A 22,035-nucleotide genomic window follows, 5' to 3' on the forward strand; every position below is an offset into this window, starting at 1 on the left:
AATCGGACCGGCAACCGGTTTCCCGATTGCTGGGGAATGAGGGTAAACGTGAGCGCAGCGAAGTCTACGAACGAGCGAAGCGACGCTGAAGTGTTTCAAAACTTGACGACAAATCCCCTCCAATGCGATATTGATAGTTAGCAAACTAACAGTGTTGATCTCGTGCCCAATCCCCTCGACCTTCTCCAGATGAACATCAGCAGCGCCATGGTGGTGGCCGCCAGGCATTGGCGTAAAATTTGCCAGACCACCTTGGCCAACTATGGCATCTCCGAAGCCTGCGCCGTTCCGCTATTGATGATAGGGCGCCTGGGCGAGGGCGTGCGTCAGGTAACGGTGGCGCAGGCGGCGGGGATGGAGAGCCCATCGCTGGTGCGCCTTTTGGATCAGCTGTGCCAGGGCGGCTACGTGTGCCGTACCGAAGATGCCCAGGACCGCCGCGCCAAATGCCTGAGCCTGACCGCAACCGGTCGTGAGCTGGTGCAAGCGGTGGAAATCGAGCTGGTGCGCTTGCGCCACGAAGTCCTGGAAGGCATTGACCAGAGTGATCTGGAAGCTACGCTGCGGGTACTGAGAGCTTTTGAAGCGGCCACGCCGCCATCGGTGGCCCACCCTTGAACGGATTTTTTGCAGGCATGCCCCCGGCGCGGGACTGGTTCTATGGGGTCCGCACTTTCGCCGCATCGATGATCGCGCTGTACATCGCCTTGCTGATGCAGATGCCGCGCCCGTACTGGGCGATGGCCACGGTGTACATCGTTTCCAACCCGTTTCTGGGCCCCACCACGTCCAAGGCGTTGTACCGGGCGATCGGCACTTTTGTGGGTGCCGCGGCGGCGGTGTTGTTCGTGCCGATGTTCGTGCAGAGCCCGTGGGTGCTGGTGGTGGTGATTGCGTTGTGGACCGGCACGCTGTTGTTCCTGTCCTTGCATTTGCGCACGGCCAACAACTACGCCTTGATGCTCGCTGGCTACACCTTGCCGTTGATTGCCTTGCCGGTGGTGAACAACCCGCTGGGGGTATGGGACGTGGCCGAAGCGCGCACCGAGGAAATCTTCCTCGGCATCGCCGTGGCGGCGGTGGTCGGCGCGATGTTCTGGCCACGGCGCCTGGCGCCGGTGTTCAACGATTCGGTCAGCAAGTGGTTCGCCGATGCATCGACCTACAGCCTGCGTTTTCTCAGCCGCAACGTGCAGCCTGAAGAAGTCAGTGGGTTGCGCGGCTCGATGGTCGCGACGTTCAACAGCCTGGAGTTGATGATCGGCCAGTTGCCCCACGAAGGCTCCCGCCCGCAGACCGTGCGCAACACCAAGGAACTGCGCGGGCGAATGATTCATCTGTTGCCGGTCATCGACGCCCTCGACGACGCCCTCTACGCCTTGGAACGACGTACGCCGGAGCTTGTGGAGAAGTTCGCACCGTTGCTGGCCGCCACCACCGAATGGCTTGAACACAAGGACGCCGATCTCGAGCGCTGGCAGGCGCTCAAGGATCGACTTGAAGCGTTGCAACCCACACCCGAAGCGCTGGATGACCGCAAGCAACTGCTGTTCTCCAACGCCATTTACCGTCTCGGCGAGTGGATCGATTTGTGGCAGGACTGCCGCAGCCTGCAACACGCCATCCAGTGCGAAAGCCAGGACAGCTGGCGTGCGGTCTATCGCCACTGGCGCCTGGGACGGCTGACGCCGTTTCTGGATCGCGGCCTGATGCTCTATTCCGCCGCGTCCACCGTTTTGGCGATTATTGTGGCGTCAGTGTTGTGGATTCTGCTCGGATGGACCGATGGCGGCAGCGCAGTGATCCTGGCGGCGGTGGCGTGCAGCTTTTTCGCCTCGATGGACGATCCGGCGCCACAGATCTACCGGTTCTTTTTCTGGACGGCGATGTCGGTGCTGCTCGCCAGCCTCTACCTGTTTCTGGTGCTGCCTAACCTGCATGATTTTCCGATGCTGGTGCTGGCGTTTGCCGTGCCATTCATTTGCATCGGCACGCTAACGGTCAAGCCGCAGTTTTACCTGGGCATGCTGCTGACGCTGGTCAACACCTCGTCCTTCATCAGCATTCAGGGCGCTTACGACGCGGACTTTCTCAGCTTCGCCAATTCCAACCTGGCCGGCCCCATGGGCTTGCTGTTCGCGTTCATCTGGACCCTGATCGCCCGACCGTTCGGTGCCGAACTGGCGGCCAAGCGCCTGACCCGTTTCAGTTGGCGTGACATTGTCAGCCTCTCCGAGCCGGCCACCCTCTCTGAGCATCGATTGTTGGGCATCAAGATGCTCGACCGGTTGATGCAGCATCTGCCGCGCCTGGCCATGACCGGTCAGGATTCCGGCGTGGCCCTGCGCGAAGTGCGGGTGGCATTGAACCTGCTCGATCTGCTCGCCTACACACCGCGTATCCTCGGGTTGCCGCAAGTGCTGCTGCGTCAGGTCGTGACAGAAGTGGGCGAGTATTTCCAGGCGTGTCTCAAGGCTGGTGAACGCTTGCCGGCGCCGAGTCCGCTGCTGATGACCCTCGACCGCACGCGCCGTGCCCTCAGCGGTGCCGGTGATGATCAAACCCGTCGGCATCTGCTGCATGCCCTCAGTGGCTTGCGCCTGGCGCTGCTGCCGGGCGTCGAATTCGTCGGTTCCGCCGAGTCCGAAGAGCCGCTTCCCCATGGCATTGATGGAGCACCTTTATGATCGGTGATGTGGATCTGAGCGGCGTGTTCCTGCCCACGCTGCTGGTGCTGATGGGCATTACGTATGTGTTGTACCTGTTGGTGCACGGGGTGCTGACGCGCCTGCACTTTTACCGTCTGGTCTGGCACCGGGCATTGTTCAACGTGGCTCTCTACGCCTTGCTGCTTGGCGCCGTGGATTCACTCAGTCGATACCTGATGACATGAAAAAACCGTTTCTAACCCTGGGTCGCGTATTGCTGACCCTGTTGATCGTGAGCTTCGCCGTTGTCGTGGTCTGGCGCATGGTGATGTACTACATGTTCGCGCCCTGGACCCGCGACGGGCACATCCGCGCCGACATCGTGCAAATCGCGCCGGACGTCTCCGGGCTGATCCAGCAGGTGGAAGTGCGCGACAACCAACTGGTCAAGCGCGGCCAGGTGCTGTTCAGCATCGATCAGGACCGCTTCAAACTGGCGTTGCGCCAGGCCAAGGCTGCCGTCGCCGATCGCGAAGAAACCCTGGCCCAGGCCCAGCGCGAAGCCAAGCGCAACAAAGGTTTGGGCAATCTGGTGCCGGGCGAGCAGCTCGAAGAAAGCCAGTCGAAAGTCGCTCGCGCCCAAGTGGCGTTGATGGAAGCCCAGGTCGCGGTGGACAGCGCGCAACTCAACCTCGACCGCTCAGTGGTTCGCAGCCCGGTGGACGGCTACGTCAACGACCGTGCGCCACGGGCCCAGGAGTTCGTCAGCGCCGGGCGGCCGGTGCTGTCGGTGGTCGACAGCAATTCGTTCCACATCGACGGCTATTTTGAAGAGACCAAGCTGAACGGCATTCACATCGGCCAGAGCGTCGATATCCGGGTGATTGGCGACAACGCGCGCTTGCGCGGGCATGTGGAAAGCATCGTCGCCGGCATCGAGGACCGCGACCGTACCAGCGGCAACAACCTGCTGCCCAACGTCAACCCGGCGTTCAGTTGGGTGCGGCTGGCGCAGCGAATCCCGGTGCGGATCGCCTTCGATGACGTGCCGGCGGATTTCCGCATGATTGCCGGGCGCACAGCCACCGTTTCGATCATCGACGACAACAAACGGGAGCTCGAGCAATGAGCAAGGCCTCGGGTTTGGCGGTCGCCGGCTTAGGCTTGCTGCTGTCGGCGTGTCAGGTGGTCGGCCCGGATTATCATTTGCCCAAGGAGGCGGCGGTCCAGCGACCAGATTTGCAGGGCGACCTTGCGGTAGCGGGTAAACCGGTGGTTTCCGATCCGGTGCCTGCCGATTGGTGGCGCCTGTACAAGGACCCGCGACTCGACCAATTGGTGCAGCAGGCCATGGCCTCCAACACCGACTTGCGCGTGGCGGCGGCCAGCCTGTCGCGGTCTCGCGCCCAAGTCGATGAAGCCCAGGCGGCCGGCGGTTGGAGCGGCGGCGTGAAAATGGGTGCCCAGCGCTTGCAGGAGGCCGGCCAGGCGTTCCTGATTCCGGAAAAGGTCCCGGTGGCCAACATCGGTGATATCGGCATTTCCGCGTCGTACCAGTTCGACCTGTTTGGCACCTTGCAACGCGGCATCGAAGCGGCCAAGGCCAATGCCGATGCCACTCAAGCCGCCGCCGATACCGCACGCATCACCGTCGTCGCCGACGTGGTGCGCGCCTACACCCAAGTGTGCGCCGCCAATGAGGAGCGGGAAATTGCCCAGCACTCCCTCGACCTGCAGAGCCAGAGCACCACGCTGATCCAGCGCCTGCGCGATGCCGGGCGAGGCGACGAAACCCAGGTCACCCGTTCGCAAACCCAATTCAAATCCCTGCGCGCCGATATGCCGCGCTACGAAGCTGCACGCCAGGCGGGGTTGTATCGCCTGTCGATGTTGCTGGCCAAGCCGGTGGATCAACTGCCGGCCGGCACCGCCACTTGCGACGAATTGCCCAAAATCGCCCAACTGGTCCCGGTGGGCGATGGCGCCGCATTGCTCAAGCGTCGCCCCGATGTGCGTCAGGCCGAGCGCCGACTGGCAGCCGCGACCGCTGGCATCGGCGTGGCCACGGGTGAGCTGTACCCGAACATCAGCATTGGCGCGACCATCGGCACCGTCGGTATTCTCGACGACCTCGGCGACCCTTCCACCAACCGCTGGGGCTTCGGTCCGTCACTGACCTGGAATGTGCCGACCAACGGCGCCCGGGCCCGCATCCGCGAAGCCGAAGCGGTGACCCAGGGCACGCTCGCGCATTTCGATGGCGTGGTGCTCAACGCCATTCGCGAAACCCAGACCGGCCTGGCTCAGTACACGGCACAGCTGCAACGCCGCGATGCGCTGGCCGATGCCGAACAATCGGCGAAACTGGCGGCCGACCAGACTCACCGCTTCTTCCAGGCCGGTCGCGCCTCGTTCCTGGCCGACCTGCAAGCCACCCGCACCTACATCGACGTCACCGCGCAACTGGCGGCGGCGAACACCCAGGTTGCCGCCAGCCAGATCGATTTGTTCCTTGCCTTGGGCGGCGGTTGGGAAAGCGGACGAACGCAAGCGTCGAACGCCAGCAAACCCTGAGGCCGTTGCTATGCTTTGAAGTGTTGGAGGGGCGCCCCGTGAAAAGCGCCCTTTCTTCGCACAAAGCTCGCGCAGGTCTGGGGGAAACCAATAATGAAAAACCCTTATGCTCTCGGCTTCTGGTGCGCCCTCGTAGCATTAGTGCTGCTGTCGGCCACCTATTTCTACGGCATCATGCTGGCCCACCAGATCGACAAGGCGTTGGCGTTCCTTGACAGCGCGGTCGCGCTGATTGCGGTGATATCGGTCGCCGTGGTGGCCTGGGCTTCGGTCCAGAATCAACGCATCAAGAAAAGACAACTCGAACAAGGCAAGACCCTGGTGCTGATCTGGGACACCAAGGTTGCCTTGCGCCGCGTCGAAACGGTGTTCGACCGGTATTTCTGGGGCAGCTACTGGCAACCGGGGCGCACGTTCCAGGAAGTCATGGGCGAACTGACCGGCACGCCGCTGGAAAAAAGCCTCGAGACCCTGAAAAAACAATGCCTGGAGCTGGACCGACAAGTGGCCGACGACGGGCATCACTGGCTCAGTAACGCCCGCGAATTGGCCGATGTCGCCACCGCCATGGCCCGCGAGCGCTATCAACTGGACTTCTGCGATCCGCGCGCGGATGTGACGGGCGGGGCGGTGATCAATCGCGATTTCGAAGTGCTGGTGTACACCTGGACGGCGCGGCTCAAGAGTTTTGATCATCAGCTGGATGAGATCGAGGTCCAGTATTCCTGATCTTTTGTTGGCTGTTCTGCCGCCATCGCTGGCAAGCCAGCTCCTACAAGGATCACCTCATACCTGTAGGAGCTGGCTTGCCAGCGATAGCGCCAGAACATCCACCGAAATGCTCAACCCTATATGGGCCCCCCAAGACACTCTTTCACCTTTAATCATTGGGCCGTTCGTCGTGCCCGGTGCTAATCTCCAATGCACTTTCAGCACAGTCGAGCCGCAACCCGCCACGGGTTCAGGGAAGACGACCGCACTTTCAACAACGGACATTGAACGGGTCATACATGAATAAATCAGCAGGCGTGCTACTGGGAATTGTTGTCGCAATCGGTGCTGTCAGCGCAGGTGGGGCCTGGTTCACCGGTACCAAGATCGAAGGCGTGCTCAACAACTCGATTGCCGATGCGAACAAAGAGATCCAGGCTGCCATGGTCGGCTCCAACGGCACCGCGTCGCTGGAACTGGTCTCGCTGGAGCGTCATGTCTTCAGCAGCACCGCGCACTATCGCCTCAAGGGCGAAGGCGAGATGTTCGGCGAAACGCCCATCGAGCTGCTGTTCGTCGATCACATCGAACACGGCCCGTTGCCGTTCTCGCGACTGATGTCGCTCAAGCTGTTGCCGGTCATGGCCACCAGTCACTACGAACTGGAGCGGACCCCGCTCACCGAAAAATGGTTCGTCGCCGCCAAGGACAAATCGCCGCTGACCGGTGTGGTCAACATCGGCTACGACAACGCGGCCAATGGCACGATCGAGTTGCAGTCGCTGGAAATGGCGCTGGATGACAAGTCGAGCATGAAATTCTCCGGCCTGAACATGAACGTCGATGCCAGCGCCATGGCGCAGAAGGTCAAGGCTGACGGCTACATGGACAGCCTTAAAGTGACCACAGTCTCCGAGGACCAGGCACCGGTGCAGGTTGAACTGAGCGGCCTGACCCTGGCCAGCAACCTGACAAAAAGCACCTACGGTTTCTACACCGGCGAAAACGTCCTTGAGCTGGCCAGCGGTAAGTCGACCTTCGGCGTCAAGCAGTCGGTGCTGGACTTCAAGAAGTTCGAAATGAAAAACCTGACGGAAGAGAAGGGCACCAGCGCTTCCGGGCGTGCCGATTACAGGGTCGCTGACGTGTCCCTGAACGGCAAGACCATCGGTTCCGGTGCGCTGGCCATGAGCGTGAAGAACCTCGACATCCCGGCGACCCTGTCGTTGATGCAGGTCTACCAGACCAAACTGCAACCCTACGAACGGGCTGCCGCCGAAGCGACGGCCGCCGGGCAACCGGCGCCGGAACTGAAACTCACCGAAGCCGAAGAGGCGCTACTCAAGTCCAGCCTCGAAAAACTGCTGGCAGCCGGCCCGCAAGTGGCGCTGGAAAACCTGTCGTTCAACACCGTCAATGGCGAGAGCCATGCCAACCTGGTGCTCGACCTGACCAAGCCACAAGCCATCGATCTGCCGACCGATCAATTGGTCAGGCAGCTGATTGCGCTGCTGGACTTCAACCTGCAAGTATCCAAGCCGATGCTGATCGATCTGCTCAGCGTGCAGTCGCAAATCGACGGCCAGACCGACGCCAAGCTGATTGCCGATCAGGCCAACGCCACCGCCGACATGTTCAGCAGCATGGCCGTCGGCAGCCAACTGGCCACCGTGGATGGCAACAACATCGTCAGCAAATTGCATTACGCCAACAATCAGGTGGATTTCAATGGCCAGAAAATGACCGTCGAAGAATTTGCCGGTTTTGTCATGAGCAAGTTCGCGGCCCCGGCCTCCGAGCAGCAGTAACACACGTCCTGCCAGACAACGCCCGGTTTCTTCTTGACGCAGACGCCGGGCGTTTTGCTGTGTGCTTTTATCCGCGGACCAGGCGCCATGCCTCATCCAGCGGCAGCGGCTGCTTCATCCGCTCGGCAAGCATCGCCATCGCCCGCTCTTCGTCGCAAGCTACGGCAGCCACTACCACACCCTTCTTGCCGAACAGGCCAATAAACGGCGGATGGTACGGGTCCCCTTTGAATTCGACCTCATCCCAATGTTCGGCGTGGCCGAGGTAGTCGTAGTTCTTGCCGAAATGCCAGGTCCAGAAGAACGGCACGTCGAGATAATGTTCGTCGCCACCGAGCATGTTCGCCGCCGCGATCCGCGCCTGTTGCTGGGCCAGGCGCCAATGTTCGATGCGCCGGGGCTGGCCATTGAGCGCGAAGGTGGCGATGTCGCCGGCCGCCCAAAGCCCCTCGGTCACGCGCATCCCGCCATCGACACGCAGTGAATGGTCTTTCTCCTGGGGCAAGTCAGCAAACGGCTCGGTGGCCGGCGTCACGCCGATGCCCACCAGCACCAGATCGGCCGGCAAGCGCTGGCCGTTGTCCAGGAGGACGGCTTCGACCTTGTCTGAACCTTCAATGCGCGCTGCCGAGCCTTGAGTGTGATAGACCACGCCGTGGGCCACATGCCGCGCGAGGATCGCTTTACCCACGGTGTCACCGAATTGTTTGGCGAAGGGCACCTCGTGGCGCGCGAGCACGGTGACCTCCAAACCATACTCGCGCAGGGCGGACGCGGACTCCATGGCAATAAAGCTGTCGCCGATGATGACTGCCCGTTGACCCGGTCGGGCGCTGTTCAATATTTGCTCCGCGTGCGCTTTTGAACGCAGCACGAACACTTGCGGCAAATCCGCTCCAGGCAACTGCAACGGCTTGGGGATGCCGCCGGTGGCCAGTAATGCCGCGTCGTATTGCAGTGATTGCCCGTCGGCCAGATGCAGCGTCTTGTTCGGTGCATCCAGGCTCGCCACCCGTGCGTGGCGCCGTTCGATCCGCTGTTCGCGGTAAAAATCCTCTTCGCGCAACGCCGGGACGTCCTGCGGCGCGGTTTCCCCGGCGATCACGAATTTGCTCAGCACGGTGCGGTCGTAACCGGCACCCGCCTCATGGTCGAGCAGCAGCACCCGGCCGCCGAAGCCTTTTTCCCGCAATGCCGCGGCGGCCGCTGTCCCGGCGGCGCCGGCACCGACAATCACAAAGGTTTGCGGATCGTCCGCTGGTGGCGTGTGGGCGTCCGGCAGTGGCTCGCTGTCGATCCAGACTTCGCCCTCGCGAACTTCAAGCGGGTAGCGCTTGAGACTGTCCAGGGCGGGCGGCTCACAGAGGCCGCCATCCTCGATACGAAACTGCGCCTTGTGCCACGGGCAGGTCAACCGGCCATTGCACATCGCTCCGTCAGCCAGCGGTGCTCCGGCGTGCGGGCATTGCCCTTGATAGGCGCGCAATTGATCGCCGACCCGCAGCAGGATGATCTTGCTGTCCTCGACGTCCACCTCCAGGCCTCGGTCCTGGGGTACATCGGCGAAACGGGCAACGCGATGCATCGTCATGATCGCTCTCCAGGCAGGTATTTCTCGTTCGAGTCTGCGGCTGATGGTGAGGTTCAGCCAAATCCCACTGCCACGGCGCGAACGGTCCGGCTATAGTTTGCACGCCGACGACGGCCCAACACGCACAAGGTGCTCCGGTATGACCCGATTGACCTCATTGAACCCTTGGCTCGCCGCCTTGGCAGTTGCCCTTTGCGTGCAATTCCCGGCGCAGGCACAGGAACGCTTTACCCTGAATATTCCCGGTGTCTCCGATGACCGTCTGTTCACGTCGGCCGCGGCCAGCGACTCCGCGGGCTGCGGCGGCCACAACATTTCTCCGGCGCTGAACTGGAACACCGGCCCGGTCGCCACCCAAAGCTATGCCATCGTCATGCACGATCCGGACGGCCAGAAAGGCCAGGGCGTCGATCATTGGGTGCATTACGGCATCAAGGCCAGCACCCACCAGCTCCCGGCCGGCGCCGGCACCAAACCCGGCCTCGAGGGCCTGGGCGGTACCAACACCAAGAAAACCACCGGTTACGTCGGCCCTTGCCCACCGGTTGGCGACAGCGCGCATCACTACATCATCCAGATCTACGCCCTGGACCTGGCCCCGGACGCCTTGCCCGCCGGCCTGACCCGTGCGCAACTGCTGGAAAAAATCAAAGGCCACGTCCTCAGAAACAGCAGCGTGGTACGGCGCTATCACCGCTGAAGGCTGATCGCCTCAGCACCCTAACAGCAAGCTGCAGTGCGCCGCCTTCGGGGATTTGGCATCCACCCCCGAAAGCGCGCACTATCAGTTCATAGTCGATGCGTTGGAGGATGCCGTGACAAAAAAAATCGACCGCATCGCCCAAATGCTCAACTGCCCACAAAAGGGTGAGGAACTGCGGCGAGCAATTACCGAGAGCCGCAAGGATTTTCTGCTGAACCAGCCGGAAGAAGACATTGTTGAAGACGACGACCTTGAAGAAGAGTTCTTCGAGGAGGACGAGGACGATGATGAGTACGACGAGTTTGACTGGACGACAGAATGAAAAAAAACCGCTTCGGCGGTTTTTTTGTTTATTGCCTGGCCGGTGCGTAGGATCGAATGAATGATTTTTAACGAATTTTGGTAGTCCATTTCCGAGATTGTTCGGAACCACTGTTCAAACGGTAGTTTGGTTAAAGTTTGTAGTTACCATGGGGCATCGCTTCCTGGGAGCCACCAATGAAGGCCGAGAAAACCATTGCCACCTATCGTCGTTTGAGGACCTTGCCTCTATGGCGGCTTCTAGCATCGGACCACGGTCCTCTGGTCTTGGGGTTGCTTCAGACTCTTCTCTATGAGAACGACCGTAGTCTGCCGGCCTCTATCTTTCACGAGCGTATTGAACGAGAGCTCGAAGAGCTACGGGCGCGAGGTGAAAAGCTGGCGACAGCACAGATCTATGTTGCGGGATGGCTGGCGGACGGGTACCTCGAGAGACGTTTTCCTCCGGGTGCTTCAGAGGAAGAGTACGAGCTGACTACGGCTGCTGTAGAGGCAGTTCGTTTTGTTTCAAACATTGAGCAGCCTTACTCGGCGGCAACAGAGAGCCGTTTGGCGTTGGTTATTCAGGCGCTCGTTCATTTGGCCGAGGATACCGATCAGGATAAACATCGCCGTATCGATCGCTTATTAACTGAGCAGGCTCGTATCAGCAAAGAAATAGAAGCCATTCAGGATGGGACGATCCGAGTGCTTGCCGATGCATCAGCGGTGGAGCGAGCACGCGAAATTATCGCATTAGCTGATGGCCTGACAGGAGACTTTCGCCGCGTCCGCGATCAATTCGACCAGCTCAATCGAGGGTTGAGGGAGCGGATCATGGACAACGATGGCAATCGAGGAGACACACTTGGCGATCTTTTCGCCGGGATAGACCTGATCGGTGAAAGTGAGGCGGGTAGAACATTTTCTGCGTTTTGGCGATTACTCACGGATCCCGAACAGGCGGCCACTCTAGACCAAGCGTTGGATAGCGTGATGTCGAGGGAGTTTGTATCCCTTCTGGACGGCAAAGACCGGCGTTTTTTGCTTCGTATGACGCGTAATCTGCTGGAACAGGGAGGAGCGGTCCACGAGGTTCTGCAAACCTTTGCTCGCAGCCTTCGGCATTTCGTACAAAGTCGTGAGTACCTTGAGCAGCGACGCCTGAACCAACTGCTCAAAGAGGCTCAACGTGCAGCATTGGCATTGAAGGATGAGGTCAAGGCCACAGAAGCATTGAACTACAGCCTGGATTTGACCAGCGCCAAAATCTGGTCCTATTCCCAATGGGGACTCTACGACCCCTCTCTACAGGCTTTACCGGATCAAATGCATGAAGGCGAGGCCCCACCCATCGATTTGGAGTCTGTGGGAAATCTGGTAGCCCAGTCGGAGATCGATTTTCGCACCCTAAAAGCTAATGTTCGTGAGGTACTCACCCTCAGAGCTCAGGCAACCATTGCAGAGGTCCTTGAGCTGTTTCCTGCTGAACAGGGGCTTGGAAGTGTAATCGGACTACTGGCACTCGGCAGCCGTCACGGTTTCAGGGGCCAAAGCCACGAAATGGTGAACTGGCTGGGGGGTGACAATCGCGCACGTGGGGCTCGCATACCCACTCTCATATTCACAAGGGAGCGAATTGATGAACTGGTCTGAACACTTCCCTCCAGGATTGCCGGATTCTGAGCCGGAAAGCGAGCCCCCGAAGCCAGTTGAACACGAAAACGCAAATGTATTGTTCGTTAACGACAGTGGTGAATTACCGCTTGATACTCGACGTGCATTAGTACAACTGCTTGCGGGGCCTTCTTTGGATGGAAGACGGCACTCAAAGCTCTGGCCGGTGCTGATTCGTGATGAGGCGGTGATTCGCCGTCGCCTTGCAGATTTGTTTCTGGAACTGGTCATTGATGTTGATCTGGAAGTGGCCTTTACCCGCCAGGCAGACACCGGAGACCTGGAGGTCCCCAGACTACTTCGCCGTGCCCATTTAACCTTCATTGACTCCATTCTGCTGCTACATCTACGGCACTTGCTGACTCAAGCTGAGGCCCGAGGAGAGCGGGCTGTTGTCTCGGTTGAAGAAATCGTCGAGTTTCTTCATTTGTATGAGCGGGCCGGAAGTACTGATCGTGCGGGATTTACCAAGCGGATATACGCTTCCATTGAGAAAATCAAAAAACACAGCATTTTGCAGAAAATCCGCCACGGCGCGGATCGATTCGAAATTTCTCCCACTCTGAAGCTACTTTTTTCAGCAGAGGAAATACAGCTTCTTACTAGCCTGTATCAGCGAATGGCTGCGGGCGAGTTGTCCAGGGATCAGGACAACTTTACTCAAGACCAAGGAGTAAACGAATGATTTCAGTTCCTCAAACAGGCCTGTTGTTTGAACGAGAGCAGTTCCGTATGTCGCGGTTGCAGGTCTTCAACTGGGGCACATTTTCCGGTATCCACGACGTTCCTATCGCAGATCGTGGTTTTCTCTTTGTCGGTCGTTCTGGTGCAGGAAAATCGACATTGCTAGATGCGTTTTCCGCTTTGTTGGTTCCGCCTCAGTGGGTGGATTTCAACGCGGCCGCGCGCGAGGCGGAGAAGACCGGTCGGGACCGTAATCTGGTCAGCTACGTGCGGGGTGCCTGGGCTGAGCAAAAAGATGGCGAATCCGGCGAAATCGCTACTCGCTATCTGCGCACGGGAACGACTTGGTCGGCTTTGGCGCTCACTTACCGCAATGAACTTGGCCAGAAGGTCGTGCTCGTTCGACTTTTCTGGATACGTGGCAATGCCAACGGTTTAACTGACGTCAGCCTTCAGTACCTGATTTTCGAGAGAGATTTCGAACTACGTGAGCTGGACGCGTTTGCACAATGGAATTTTGACGTCCGTAAGCTGAATCAAGCATTCCCCGAGGCCTTCAGCCAAAACAAATTTCGGGCTTACTGCGAACGCTTTTGCCGAATTCTTGGAATAGAGAGCGAAATGGCGCTTCGATTGCTTCATAAAACGCAATCGGCCAAAAATCTGGGAGATCTCAATACGTTCCTCCGTGATTTCATGCTCGACAAACCCCCGACCTTTGAGGTGGCCGACCGGTTGGTGAGTGAGTTCGCAGAGCTTAACGGTGCGCATCAGGCGGTGGTCACTGCTCGTGAGCAGGTCCAGACTCTTGTTCCGGCGCGCGACATGCATGAAGGGATGCAAACACTGCAGCTTGAGCGTAGTGGTCTTCAAGAGTTGCAGGCGGGAATCGACAGCTATCGAGAAACGCTGCGCATTGACCTGTTAGAGAAACATATCGCGGAACTACTCATTCAATCTGAAGGGCAGCAAGGAGAGCGGGACCGTCGTAAAGCAATTCTCAGTAACCATACAACCGGGTTACATGATCTGGAGCGTCAGCACCGAGAAATGGGTGGGGACCAGATCGAGCAATGGAAGACCGAAATTGCAACACTCGCAGAGCAGCGAGCCGAACGATTGCGTAAGCGTGAACAGGCCAACGAGGCTTGTAAAAAACTTGGCTGGAGCTTACGGGAGACGCCTCAGGGATTCGCTGAGCAGGTAGGTGAGGCGCGGGAAGAAATTGAGCAATGGGAAAGTGGAAGCAATGATTGCCTGGGGCAGCAGGTCCGGCTTACCAGCGAAAAGCAGCAGGCAGAAACCGCATTCACGTCCACTGTGAAAGAGGTTGAGGCGTTAAGGCGCCAACCGTCCAACATCCCGGCGGAAATGTTGGAGCTGCGTAATGAGATTGCCTCATCCATCGGCCTGGCGGATACCGCATTGCCTTTCGTCGGGGAGCTGATTGAAGTCAAAGCCGATGCGGGGTCATGGCAGGGAGCGATAGAACGGGTTTTGCGCGGTTTCGCACTGTCACTGCTAGTGGACGAGCGACACTATGCTGCATTGTCGACTCACCTGAACAACACGCAGCTTGGGAAACGCCTGGTTTATTACCGCACAGGGCGGGTGGAGTCGTTTCAATCCAAGCCCATCAGCAATGACTCTCTTGTCCTCAAGCTGAACGTCAAGGACGGGACTCAGGCGAACTGGCTGAAAAACGAATTGCAGCAACGATTCAACTACAGTTGCGTTGACTCCGTGCAGATGTTCCGAAACGCGGAGCGAGCCCTCACAATGGAAGGGCAAATCAAGCATAGTAAAACCCGACACGAAAAGGATGATCGCCGTAAAGTCGATGACCGTCGCAATTGGGTATTGGGCTTCAATAACCGCGACAAACTGGAGCTATTCGAACAACAGGCACGGCAGTTAGCCGACCACTCTGCCGAGCTCAGCCGTAAACTCATAGTGCTTGTTGATCACGATAAGGCGCAGCGAGCTCGCGCTATGCATTGGCAGACGCTGGTGAACTTACGTTGGCAAGAGATTGATGCCGCTGCGGTTCTTGACCGAATCTCGACATTGGAACGACAAATCAGGGATGTTCAGTCTGGGAATTTTGCTCTGCAACAAATCGGCGAGCAAATTGAATCGTTGAGAAAGCAAATTGACAAGGCCAGCGAGTCGCTACGTGAAATCGAGGTTGCTGAAGCATCTACCAGCGTGCTGATTGCCACTCAGCAGAAAAAACTTCAGGACCTTCAAGTCGATGACTCTTTAGTTGCACTGACGCCCGATCAACAGCGAGGTCTTGCAGAGCGTTACTCCAATCTGCCAGACACTGTCCGGCTTGAAAATCTCGATCGCCTGACCACTCTTCTTGAAAGAAAAATGCGTGATGAGATCGGGGATTTCAGTTTAAAAATTAGTCAGCTCGCCAACGGTGTTGAGCAACACTTTGCCGAGTTCAAGCGCAGGTGGCCTCTCGATGCGGGGGATCTGGACACTAGCTTGCTGAGTGCAGCAGATTTTTTCGCAAAACTGATTCGATTGGAAACCGATGGCCTGCCCGCGTATGAGCAGCATTTCTTTGATCTGCTGCGCAATCAAAGTCACCAGAATCTTGCGGCACTCTCTACGTATCTGAATGACGCCAGAAAGGCGATTCTGGAGCGTATGGAATTGGTGAACGAAAGTCTCAATCAAGTGCCATTCAACCAGAGCGCCAGCCAGAAAACGTATCTTCACATCGACGCCAATGATCGACAGTTGCCCGCTGTACGGGAGTTTAAGCAAGACATCCTGGAAGCCATGCGTCACGCCTGGTCGGATGATCGTGAGTTTGCTGAATCGCGATTTATGACGTTACGTCGACTCGTCGACAAACTTTCCAGCCAGGCGCCTGAGCAGAAACGATGGCGTGATGCGGTGCTGGACGTACGTCAACACGTTGAATTCATCGGTCGTGAAATGGATGAAGAAGGCACCGAGATCGAAATCTATCGAAGTGGTGCTGGTAAATCGGGTGGACAACGACAGAAACTCGCCACGACCTGTCTGGCCGCCGCTCTTAGATACCAATTGGGTGGTAACGAACACGGTGTTCCGATGTATGCGCCGGTTGTCCTCGACGAGGCTTTCGATAAGGCGGACAACGAGTTCACAACGCTGGCAATGAACATATTTACCAATTTCGGTTTTCAAATGATTGTGGCGACCCCCCTAAAGTCAGTGATGACGTTGGAGCCCTTTATTGGAGGCGCTTGCTTTGTGGACATCAGTGACCGCCGAACCTCAGGTGTCTTGTTGATCGAGTACGATGACGACCGTCGCAGGCTCAAGTTGCCGGAGCATGCCAGGGAGGCGGAAAACGTTGAAGACACCTAAGGAAGTGCACACGCAGCTGACGAGAAAATTTCAGGATAAGCATCGCGAATGGTTACAGGTGCATGTTGCGCAAGAACTTCACCCCTCTTTTTGGCCCTTGGAGATCAATCTGGGTGTCCCGACGGAGCAGGAAGCGTTGCGCCAACCTGATGGCGTTCTCAGCTGGGTACATGCCTGGCAAAATTGGAAGGGTGCAGGCGTTTTAGTTTGGGGCGAGCGCCGTTGGCGATCCCTGGGAACCCAGCGCGTTCCGGAAAGGCTGCTATTGGAGGGGCCTGCAGACGTCGCTGTTTGGGTCGGTGAAAGCGCACGATGGGCAAGAGCCCTGGACCGTTATGCGGCATTAGTCGAACGATGGCCCGTATTGGACGGGGTGGTTGCTCGGTATTTCAATGTGCTGGCTGACTACAGTGATGTGGATTTCACCCGCCTCATCGAAATGTTGACCTGGATTAGCGAACATCCCGACTCAAACCTCTTCCCCCGACAATTGCCCATCGCTGGTGTCGACAGCAAATGGCTGGATGGTCGTAAAGCCCTGGTGGCCGAACTTCTGGCTCACTTACAAAGTGATCCACAGGGCAGTCGTGATTTCTTTCAGCGGTGTGGGCTCAGGCCATTACCCCAACTAATGCGCCTGAGGGTCCTGGATCCTCTGCTCCGGCGTCAATTAGGTGGACTAGGCGATATTAGTGCGCCTTTGGAACAGATATCGGCCTTGAGTTTGTCCGTGACCCGAGTGTTCATCGTCGAGAACCTCCAGACGGGATTGGCCTTCGATGAACTCCCCGGAGCCATCGTTATCATGCGGCTAGGCTACGCCGTCGACGTTCTTGGGCAACTTCCCTGGCTCGCCAACAAAAAGTGTTTCTACTGGGGCGATTTGGATACACATGGCTTCGCTATTTTGAGTCGAGCGCGAAGCTATCTTCCAGAGTTGCAAACCCTGATGATGGATGAGCACACATTGCTTTCCCATCAGTCCCTTTGGGGAGAAGAAAAGGATCCTCACTCCGCAATGAGATTGCCCAACCTCTCGGCTTCGGAGCAGCTTCTTTACGAGAGCCTCAAGCAAAACAGGATTGGGCAGAATGTGCGACTGGAGCAGGAGCGAATAAGTTGGGATTTTGCCTGGAACGCGATACTAAATATTTCGATCGCTGGTTGAAGATGTTTTTCAGTCTTGATGAGATGAGCGTGTAGCCGCTTAAAATCCATTTTTAACGCCTTGTTACTCAGGCGTGGGAGCCATCAGGTTGGTTTTTTGTGGCTACTCAGGCGCTTCTCCAGGTGTTCTAGCTCTGTAAGCTCTTTAACGTCTGTCTCTCGCGCTTCAGCGCTTTTGCGTTTTTGATCGAACGTTTCATAACGTTCGTGGGCGACGTTTTTCATCTGCTCATGGCTGACGCTACCCGCCGTGCGTAACAACGGTTGCTCGTTGAAGGCCAGGAAGCTGTCGATGTAGCGCCGCCAATCTTCCAGTTTTATCTGTTGGCGCTGTTTGGCGCGTAATTCGGCGAAGTCGAGGAACATGCTGACCAAGCGGTTGAGCTGATCCAGTTCTTCACCATTCAGATAGTTTTTGGCAACCACCACATCCGCCTTGCGCACACGGTCGCCGTTGAAGCTGAGCAGGTTCATGTTGGGTACGTTGGCATCAGCGCGATGAACGATCAACTCGGCAGCGGTGTATCCGGTCACTGAAAAAAACAGCTTGTTCTGTACTTCAGCGAATAGCCACATAGTGTCCTGTTCATTGGCGCGATAGTCCTCGGCCAAGGAAAACAGGTCACGAACCTTCTGATAGAAGCGCTTCTCCGATGATCGTATGTCGCGGATGCGTTCGAGTAGTTCATCGAAGTAATCCCAGCGAGGATCTTTGAGGCGGGCGTCGTCCATCACGAAGCCTTTGAGCATATATTCACTTAGGGTTCGGGTGGCCCACTGGCGGAACTGCGAGCCCCGGGTTGAGCGTACGCGGTAGCCTACGGCGATGATCATGGGTAGAGAGTAGTGCGCTAGCTTACGGCTGACCTGACGCGAACCCTCGGTTTGAACTGTCAAGTTTTCCTTGACGGTTGCCTCCTCCGACAGCTCTCCCTCAGACAGAATGTTCTGAACGTGCAGGCTGATATTCTGTTTGGTGGTCTGATACAAATCGGCCAGTTCAAGTTGAGTCAACCATGCCTGGCCGCCTATTTCGTGGAGTACGAAATGGGCTTGACCGTCTTCAGTGCTATAGAGGATCAGGTCGGTGTTAGTCATTACGTGGCCTCGACCTTGACTCGGCGTTTGGCCGACCAGACTCGCCACGGATTATCCACATTTTGGCCATGTCACTTCCTTGGTTCTTGTAAGCCGTATCGAGTGAACCCGCTCAGACGTCGATCGCCATATTGAACGCATTTAAGAAATTGCAGGATAAGTTAGGTGTTTCAGGTTTTGGCAGCAATTGCCAAATACGGGACACAAAAAAGCCCCAGACCTTACGATCCGGGGCTTTCTCGTTACAACGTATGGTGCACCAGGCGGGATTCGAACCCACGACCCCTGCCTTCGGAGGGCAGTACTCTATCCAGCTGAGCTACTGGTGCAAGCGGGCGCCATGATACTCATATGCGTTGCGGGCGTCCATGCTGCTGAATCGGCTGTGTTTTTCCAGACTGTCACAGGCGATTGCTACGCTGATCAGAAAAATGAGGCTAAAGAGACGTTTTCGTTCTTTTTTTCGAACAGCCTATTGTCCTTTACCCCCTTTGATCCTAGGATTCGTTTGAGATTTCAAACGCTCTTGTCTGGGTGCTGAACCGCGCGAGTCCAATCCGTGCGCTATTTATGTGCTTCAGCCCGGTGAATGATTTCCCTGACGGCAGCCTATCGAGGCGCCTTTCTACAATCATAATTTGCTCCGCGCCTGCCGCGGTGCTGTTAAGGAAAGCCGACATGCAGCTTAAAGACACCCAGTTGTTCCGCCAGCAAGCCTTCATCAATGGCGCGTGGGTCGATGCCGACAATGGTCAGACGATCAAGGTCAATAACCCGGCAACGGGCGAAATTCTGGGCACCGTGCCGAAAATGGGCGCTGCCGAAACCCGCCGTGCCATCGAAGCTGCTGACAAAGCGCTGCCGGGCTGGCGTGCACTGACCGCCAAAGAGCGTGCGGGCAAACTGCGTCGCTGGTTCGAACTGATGATCGAGCACCAGGACGACCTGGCTCGCCTGATGACCATGGAACAAGGCAAGCCATTGGCTGAAGCCAAGGGCGAAATCGTCTACGCCGCTTCCTTCATCGAATGGTTCGCCGAAGAAGCCAAGCGCATCTACGGTGACGTGATTCCGGGCCACCAGCCAGACAAGCGCCTGATCGTGATCAAGCAGCCAATCGGCGTGACCGCTGCAATCACCCCGTGGAACTTCCCGGCTGCGATGATCACCCGTAAAGCCGGCCCGGCCCTGGCCGCCGGTTGCACCATGGTGCTCAAGCCTGCTTCGCAAACCCCGTTCTCGGCTTTCGCCCTGGCTGAACTGGCCCAGCGTGCCGGCATTCCGGCTGGCGTGTTCAGTGTTGTTTCCGGCAGCGCCGGCGACATCGGCAGCGAGCTGACCAGCAACCCGATCGTGCGCAAATTGTCCTTCACCGGTTCGACCGAAATCGGTCGCCAACTGATGTCGGAATGCGCCAAGGACATCAAGAAAGTGTCCCTGGAACTGGGTGGCAACGCGCCGTTCATCGTGTTCGACGACGCGGACCTGGATAAGGCCGTTGAAGGCGCGATCATTTCCAAGTACCGCAACAACGGCCAGACCTGCGTCTGCGCCAACCGCCTGTACATTCAGGATTCGGTCTACGACGCATTCGCCGAGAAGCTGAAAGTGGCGGTCGCCAAGCTCAAGATCGGCAACGGTCTGGAAGACGGCACCACCACCGGCCCGCTGATCGACGAAAAGGCCGTTGCCAAGGTGCAAGAGCACATCGCTGACGCCGTTTCCAAAGGCGCCACCGTCCTGTCCGGCGGCAAGTCCATCGAAGGCAACTTCTTCGAGCCGACCATCCTGACCAACGTGCCGAACAACGCCGCCGTGGCCAAGGAAGAAACTTTCGGCCCACTGGCTCCGCTGTTCCGCTTCAAAGACGAAGCCGATGTGATCGCGATGTCCAACGACACCGAGTTCGGTCTGGCCTCGTACTTCTATGCGCGCGACCTGGGCCGTGTGTTCCGTGTGGCAGAAGCCCTGGAATACGGTATGGTCGGCGTCAACACCGGGTTGATCTCCAACGAAGTCGCGCCGTTCGGCGGCATCAAGGCGTCGGGCCTGGGCCGTGAAGGCTCCAAGTACGGCATCGAAGATTACCTGGAAATCAAATACCTCTGCCTGGGCATCTAAGCTCGAAGGTCTAAGCTGCGACCAGGCATTGCTTCAAGTGCAAAGGGCACGAGAGCGCTGTCCCTTTGCACCGCTTCAAACGGAATTTTCTCGGTGGCCGGGAACGCCGTGGCAGTCGATCATCGCATGCTGCCGCCGCTGTTCCCCGCCGCTTAATCCTTGAACCACGCCGCCCGATGAGCGGTGAATGAGGAATGTATGAGCAAGACTAACGCTGATTTGATGGCCCGCCGTACCAACGCAGTTCCACGTGGTGTTGGCCAGATTCACCCGATCTTCGCAGAGTCCGCGAAGAACGCCACCGTGACCGACGTTGAAGGTCGCGAGTTCATCGACTTCGCCGGCGGCATCGCTGTACTGAACACCGGCCACGTGCACCCGAAAATCATCGCGGCCGTGACCGAGCAGCTGAACAAGCTGACCCACACTTGCTTCCAGGTGCTGGCCTACGAGCCGTACGTAGAAGTGTGCGAAAAAATCAACGCCAAGGTGCCAGGTGATTTCGCCAAGAAAACCCTGCTGGTGACCACCGGTTCCGAAGCCGTTGAAAACGCCATCAAGATCGCCCGCGCCGCCACTGGCCGTGCCGGCGTAATCGCGTTCACCGGCGCTTACCACGGTCGCACCATGATGACCCTGGGCCTGACCGGTAAAGTCGTGCCTTACTCGGCCGGCATGGGCCTGATGCCAGGCGGCATCTTCCGCGCGCTGTACCCGAACGAACTGCACGGTGTGAGCATCGACGACTCGATCGCTTCCATCGAACGCATCTTCAAGAACGACGCTGAAGCTCGCGACATCGCCGCAATCATCCTGGAACCTGTTCAGGGCGAAGGCGGTTTCTACGTTGCGCCGAAAGAATTCATGAAGCGTCTGCGTGCCCTGTGCGACCAGCACGGCATCCTGCTGATCGCTGACGAAGTACAGACTGGCGCTGGCCGTACCGGTACGTTCTTTGCCATGGAACAGATGGGCGTTGCTGCCGACCTGACCACCTTCGCCAAATCCATCGCTGGCGGCTTCCCGTTGGCCGGTGTGTGCGGCAAGGCCGAGTACATGGACGCCATCGCTCCAGGCGGCCTGGGCGGCACTTACGCCGGTAGCCCGATCGCTTGCGCCGCGGCCCTCGCCGTGATGGAAGTGTTCGAAGAAGAGAACCTGCTGGATCGCTGCAAAGCGGTTGGCGAGCGTCTGGTAACCGGCCTGAAGGCCATCCAGGCCAAGTACCCGGTGATCGGTGAAGTCCGTGCCTTGGGCGCGATGATCGCGGTCGAGTTGTTCGAAGGCGGCGACAGCCACAAACCGAACGCGGCTGCCGTGGCAGCGGTTGTGGCCAAGGCTCGCGACAAGGGTCTGATCCTGCTGTCCTGCGGCACCTACGGCAACGTTCTGCGCGTCCTGGTACCGCTGACCTCGCCGGACGAGCAACTGGACAAAGGCCTGGCGATCATCGAAGAGTGCTTCTCCGAGTTGTGATCCGCCGTGTGACCTGATCCACAAAAAACCCGCTTCGGCGGGTTTTTTTACGCCCCTTGAAACACATCCCGCGCATTAGCGCTGTATCGAAAGGCCAGCATTGGC

17 protein-coding genes and 1 tRNA gene are annotated in these 22,035 nt (G+C 58.0%); 15 read left to right on the forward strand and 3 right to left on the reverse strand.

The window, feature by feature from the left end; all coding sequences use genetic code 11:
* Nucleotides 1-189: 189 nt before the first annotated feature.
* From J1D76_RS24820 to J1D76_RS24850, 7 genes are all read left to right on the forward strand, one after another.
* Nucleotides 190-618, forward strand: a complete 429-nt coding sequence (locus tag J1D76_RS24820; RefSeq protein WP_421141019.1) for a MarR family winged helix-turn-helix transcriptional regulator — start codon at nucleotides 190-192, stop codon at nucleotides 616-618.
* Nucleotides 615-2,687: an FUSC family protein gene (locus J1D76_RS24825; RefSeq protein ID WP_421140992.1), complete on the forward strand. Its 2,073-nt coding sequence runs from the start codon at nucleotides 615-617 to the stop codon at nucleotides 2,685-2,687. Before J1D76_RS24820 ends, J1D76_RS24825 begins: the two co-directional genes overlap by 4 nt.
* Nucleotides 2,684-2,893 carry a DUF1656 domain-containing protein gene (locus J1D76_RS24830; RefSeq protein WP_421140993.1) on the forward strand — a complete coding sequence of 70 codons (210 nt, stop codon included), beginning with the start codon at nucleotides 2,684-2,686 and terminating at the stop codon, nucleotides 2,891-2,893. The genes J1D76_RS24825 and J1D76_RS24830 overlap by 4 nt, the downstream gene beginning before the upstream one ends.
* Nucleotides 2,890-3,777 carry an efflux RND transporter periplasmic adaptor subunit gene (locus J1D76_RS24835; protein ID WP_421140995.1) on the forward strand — a complete coding sequence of 296 codons (888 nt, stop codon included), beginning with the start codon at nucleotides 2,890-2,892 and terminating at the stop codon, nucleotides 3,775-3,777. The genes J1D76_RS24830 and J1D76_RS24835 overlap by 4 nt, the downstream gene beginning before the upstream one ends.
* A complete protein-coding gene (locus J1D76_RS24840; RefSeq protein ID WP_421140996.1) occupies nucleotides 3,774-5,222 on the forward strand; it encodes an efflux transporter outer membrane subunit in 1,449 nt (482 codons plus the stop codon). The genes J1D76_RS24835 and J1D76_RS24840 overlap by 4 nt, the downstream gene beginning before the upstream one ends.
* A gap of 93 nt (nucleotides 5,223-5,315) precedes the next feature.
* Complete coding sequence (locus tag J1D76_RS24845) at nucleotides 5,316-5,951, forward strand: NADH:ubiquinone oxidoreductase subunit N (RefSeq protein ID WP_421140998.1); 636 nt, start codon at nucleotides 5,316-5,318, stop codon at nucleotides 5,949-5,951.
* Between the two features lie 281 nt (nucleotides 5,952-6,232).
* Nucleotides 6,233-7,741, forward strand: coding sequence for a YdgA family protein (locus J1D76_RS24850; protein WP_421140999.1), 1,509 nt, complete (start codon nucleotides 6,233-6,235; stop codon nucleotides 7,739-7,741).
* Between the two features lie 67 nt (nucleotides 7,742-7,808).
* Here the strand turns inward: J1D76_RS24850 and J1D76_RS24855 are convergent, their stop codons facing one another.
* A complete protein-coding gene (locus J1D76_RS24855; RefSeq protein ID WP_421141000.1) occupies nucleotides 7,809-9,332 on the reverse strand; it encodes an FAD-dependent oxidoreductase in 1,524 nt (507 codons plus the stop codon).
* 139 nt (nucleotides 9,333-9,471) lie between these two features.
* Here J1D76_RS24855 and J1D76_RS24860 point away from each other — a divergent pair, with 139 nt between their 5' ends.
* The 6 genes from J1D76_RS24860 to J1D76_RS24885 all read left to right on the forward strand — a co-directional run bounded on the left by J1D76_RS24860 (nucleotide 9,472) and on the right by J1D76_RS24885 (nucleotide 17,236).
* Complete coding sequence (locus tag J1D76_RS24860) at nucleotides 9,472-10,032, forward strand: YbhB/YbcL family Raf kinase inhibitor-like protein (protein ID WP_421141001.1); 561 nt, start codon at nucleotides 9,472-9,474, stop codon at nucleotides 10,030-10,032.
* A 55-nt stretch (nucleotides 10,033-10,087) separates the two neighbouring features.
* Nucleotides 10,088-10,357: a hypothetical protein gene (locus J1D76_RS24865; protein WP_421141003.1), complete on the forward strand. Its 270-nt coding sequence runs from the start codon at nucleotides 10,088-10,090 to the stop codon at nucleotides 10,355-10,357.
* A 176-nt stretch (nucleotides 10,358-10,533) separates the two neighbouring features.
* Nucleotides 10,534-11,991: a DUF3375 domain-containing protein gene (locus tag J1D76_RS24870; RefSeq protein WP_421141004.1), complete on the forward strand. Its 1,458-nt coding sequence runs from the start codon at nucleotides 10,534-10,536 to the stop codon at nucleotides 11,989-11,991.
* Complete coding sequence (locus J1D76_RS24875) at nucleotides 11,978-12,697, forward strand: DUF4194 domain-containing protein (protein WP_421141005.1); 720 nt, start codon at nucleotides 11,978-11,980, stop codon at nucleotides 12,695-12,697. Before J1D76_RS24870 ends, J1D76_RS24875 begins: the two co-directional genes overlap by 14 nt.
* Complete coding sequence (locus tag J1D76_RS24880) at nucleotides 12,694-16,068, forward strand: ATP-binding protein (RefSeq protein WP_421141006.1); 3,375 nt, start codon at nucleotides 12,694-12,696, stop codon at nucleotides 16,066-16,068. The genes J1D76_RS24875 and J1D76_RS24880 overlap by 4 nt, the downstream gene beginning before the upstream one ends.
* Nucleotides 16,055-17,236, forward strand: coding sequence for a Wadjet anti-phage system protein JetD domain-containing protein (locus tag J1D76_RS24885; protein ID WP_421141007.1), 1,182 nt, complete (start codon nucleotides 16,055-16,057; stop codon nucleotides 17,234-17,236). Before J1D76_RS24880 ends, J1D76_RS24885 begins: the two co-directional genes overlap by 14 nt.
* A gap of 83 nt (nucleotides 17,237-17,319) precedes the next feature.
* Here the strand turns inward: J1D76_RS24885 and J1D76_RS24890 are convergent, their stop codons facing one another.
* Both J1D76_RS24890 and J1D76_RS24895 read right to left on the reverse strand, forming a co-directional pair.
* On the reverse strand, nucleotides 17,320-18,333 hold the full coding sequence (locus J1D76_RS24890) for a virulence RhuM family protein (RefSeq protein WP_421141009.1): 1,014 nt from the start codon (nucleotides 18,331-18,333) through the stop codon (nucleotides 17,320-17,322).
* Nucleotides 18,334-18,585: 252 nt separating this feature from the next.
* Nucleotides 18,586-18,662, reverse strand: a tRNA-Arg gene (locus tag J1D76_RS24895).
* Between the two features lie 349 nt (nucleotides 18,663-19,011).
* Between J1D76_RS24895 and gabD the strand changes: the two genes are divergently transcribed.
* Together gabD and gabT are read left to right on the forward strand one after the other, a co-directional pair.
* Nucleotides 19,012-20,454 (forward strand): NADP-dependent succinate-semialdehyde dehydrogenase, encoded by a 1,443-nt coding sequence (gene gabD / locus J1D76_RS24900; RefSeq protein ID WP_421141010.1) that lies wholly within the window; start codon nucleotides 19,012-19,014, stop codon nucleotides 20,452-20,454.
* Between the two features lie 198 nt (nucleotides 20,455-20,652).
* Nucleotides 20,653-21,930, forward strand: a complete 1,278-nt coding sequence (gene gabT, locus J1D76_RS24905) for a 4-aminobutyrate--2-oxoglutarate transaminase (protein WP_421141013.1) — start codon at nucleotides 20,653-20,655, stop codon at nucleotides 21,928-21,930.
* The last annotated feature ends 105 nt before the right edge of the window (nucleotides 21,931-22,035 follow it).

This window comes from Pseudomonas sp. NFX15 (assembly GCF_049132105.1).
Lineage (GTDB): Bacteria > Pseudomonadota > Gammaproteobacteria > Pseudomonadales > Pseudomonadaceae > Aquipseudomonas.

Bases quoted from the DNA above. Each gene is read 5' to 3' on its own strand.
- J1D76_RS24820 (WP_421141019.1), top strand. From the start codon at position 190: ATGAACATCAGCAGCGCCATGGTGGTGGCCGCCAGGCATTGGCGTAAA.
- J1D76_RS24830 (WP_421140993.1), top strand. From the start codon at position 2,684: ATGATCGGTGATGTGGATCTGAGCGGCGTGTTCCTGCCCACGCTGCTG.
- J1D76_RS24835 (WP_421140995.1), top strand. From the start codon at position 2,890: ATGAAAAAACCGTTTCTAACCCTGGGTCGCGTATTGCTGACCCTGTTG.
- J1D76_RS24840 (WP_421140996.1), top strand. From the start codon at position 3,774: ATGAGCAAGGCCTCGGGTTTGGCGGTCGCCGGCTTAGGCTTGCTGCTG.
- J1D76_RS24845 (WP_421140998.1), top strand. From the start codon at position 5,316: ATGAAAAACCCTTATGCTCTCGGCTTCTGGTGCGCCCTCGTAGCATTA.
- J1D76_RS24850 (WP_421140999.1), top strand. From the start codon at position 6,233: ATGAATAAATCAGCAGGCGTGCTACTGGGAATTGTTGTCGCAATCGGT.
- J1D76_RS24855 (WP_421141000.1), bottom strand. From the start codon at position 9,332: ATGACGATGCATCGCGTTGCCCGTTTCGCCGATGTACCCCAGGACCGA.
- J1D76_RS24860 (WP_421141001.1), top strand. From the start codon at position 9,472: ATGACCCGATTGACCTCATTGAACCCTTGGCTCGCCGCCTTGGCAGTT.
- J1D76_RS24870 (WP_421141004.1), top strand. From the start codon at position 10,534: ATGAAGGCCGAGAAAACCATTGCCACCTATCGTCGTTTGAGGACCTTG.
- J1D76_RS24875 (WP_421141005.1), top strand. From the start codon at position 11,978: ATGAACTGGTCTGAACACTTCCCTCCAGGATTGCCGGATTCTGAGCCG.
- J1D76_RS24880 (WP_421141006.1), top strand. From the start codon at position 12,694: ATGATTTCAGTTCCTCAAACAGGCCTGTTGTTTGAACGAGAGCAGTTC.
- J1D76_RS24890 (WP_421141009.1), bottom strand. From the start codon at position 18,333: ATGACTAACACCGACCTGATCCTCTATAGCACTGAAGACGGTCAAGCC.
- gabD (WP_421141010.1), top strand. From the start codon at position 19,012: ATGCAGCTTAAAGACACCCAGTTGTTCCGCCAGCAAGCCTTCATCAAT.
- gabT (WP_421141013.1), top strand. From the start codon at position 20,653: ATGAGCAAGACTAACGCTGATTTGATGGCCCGCCGTACCAACGCAGTT.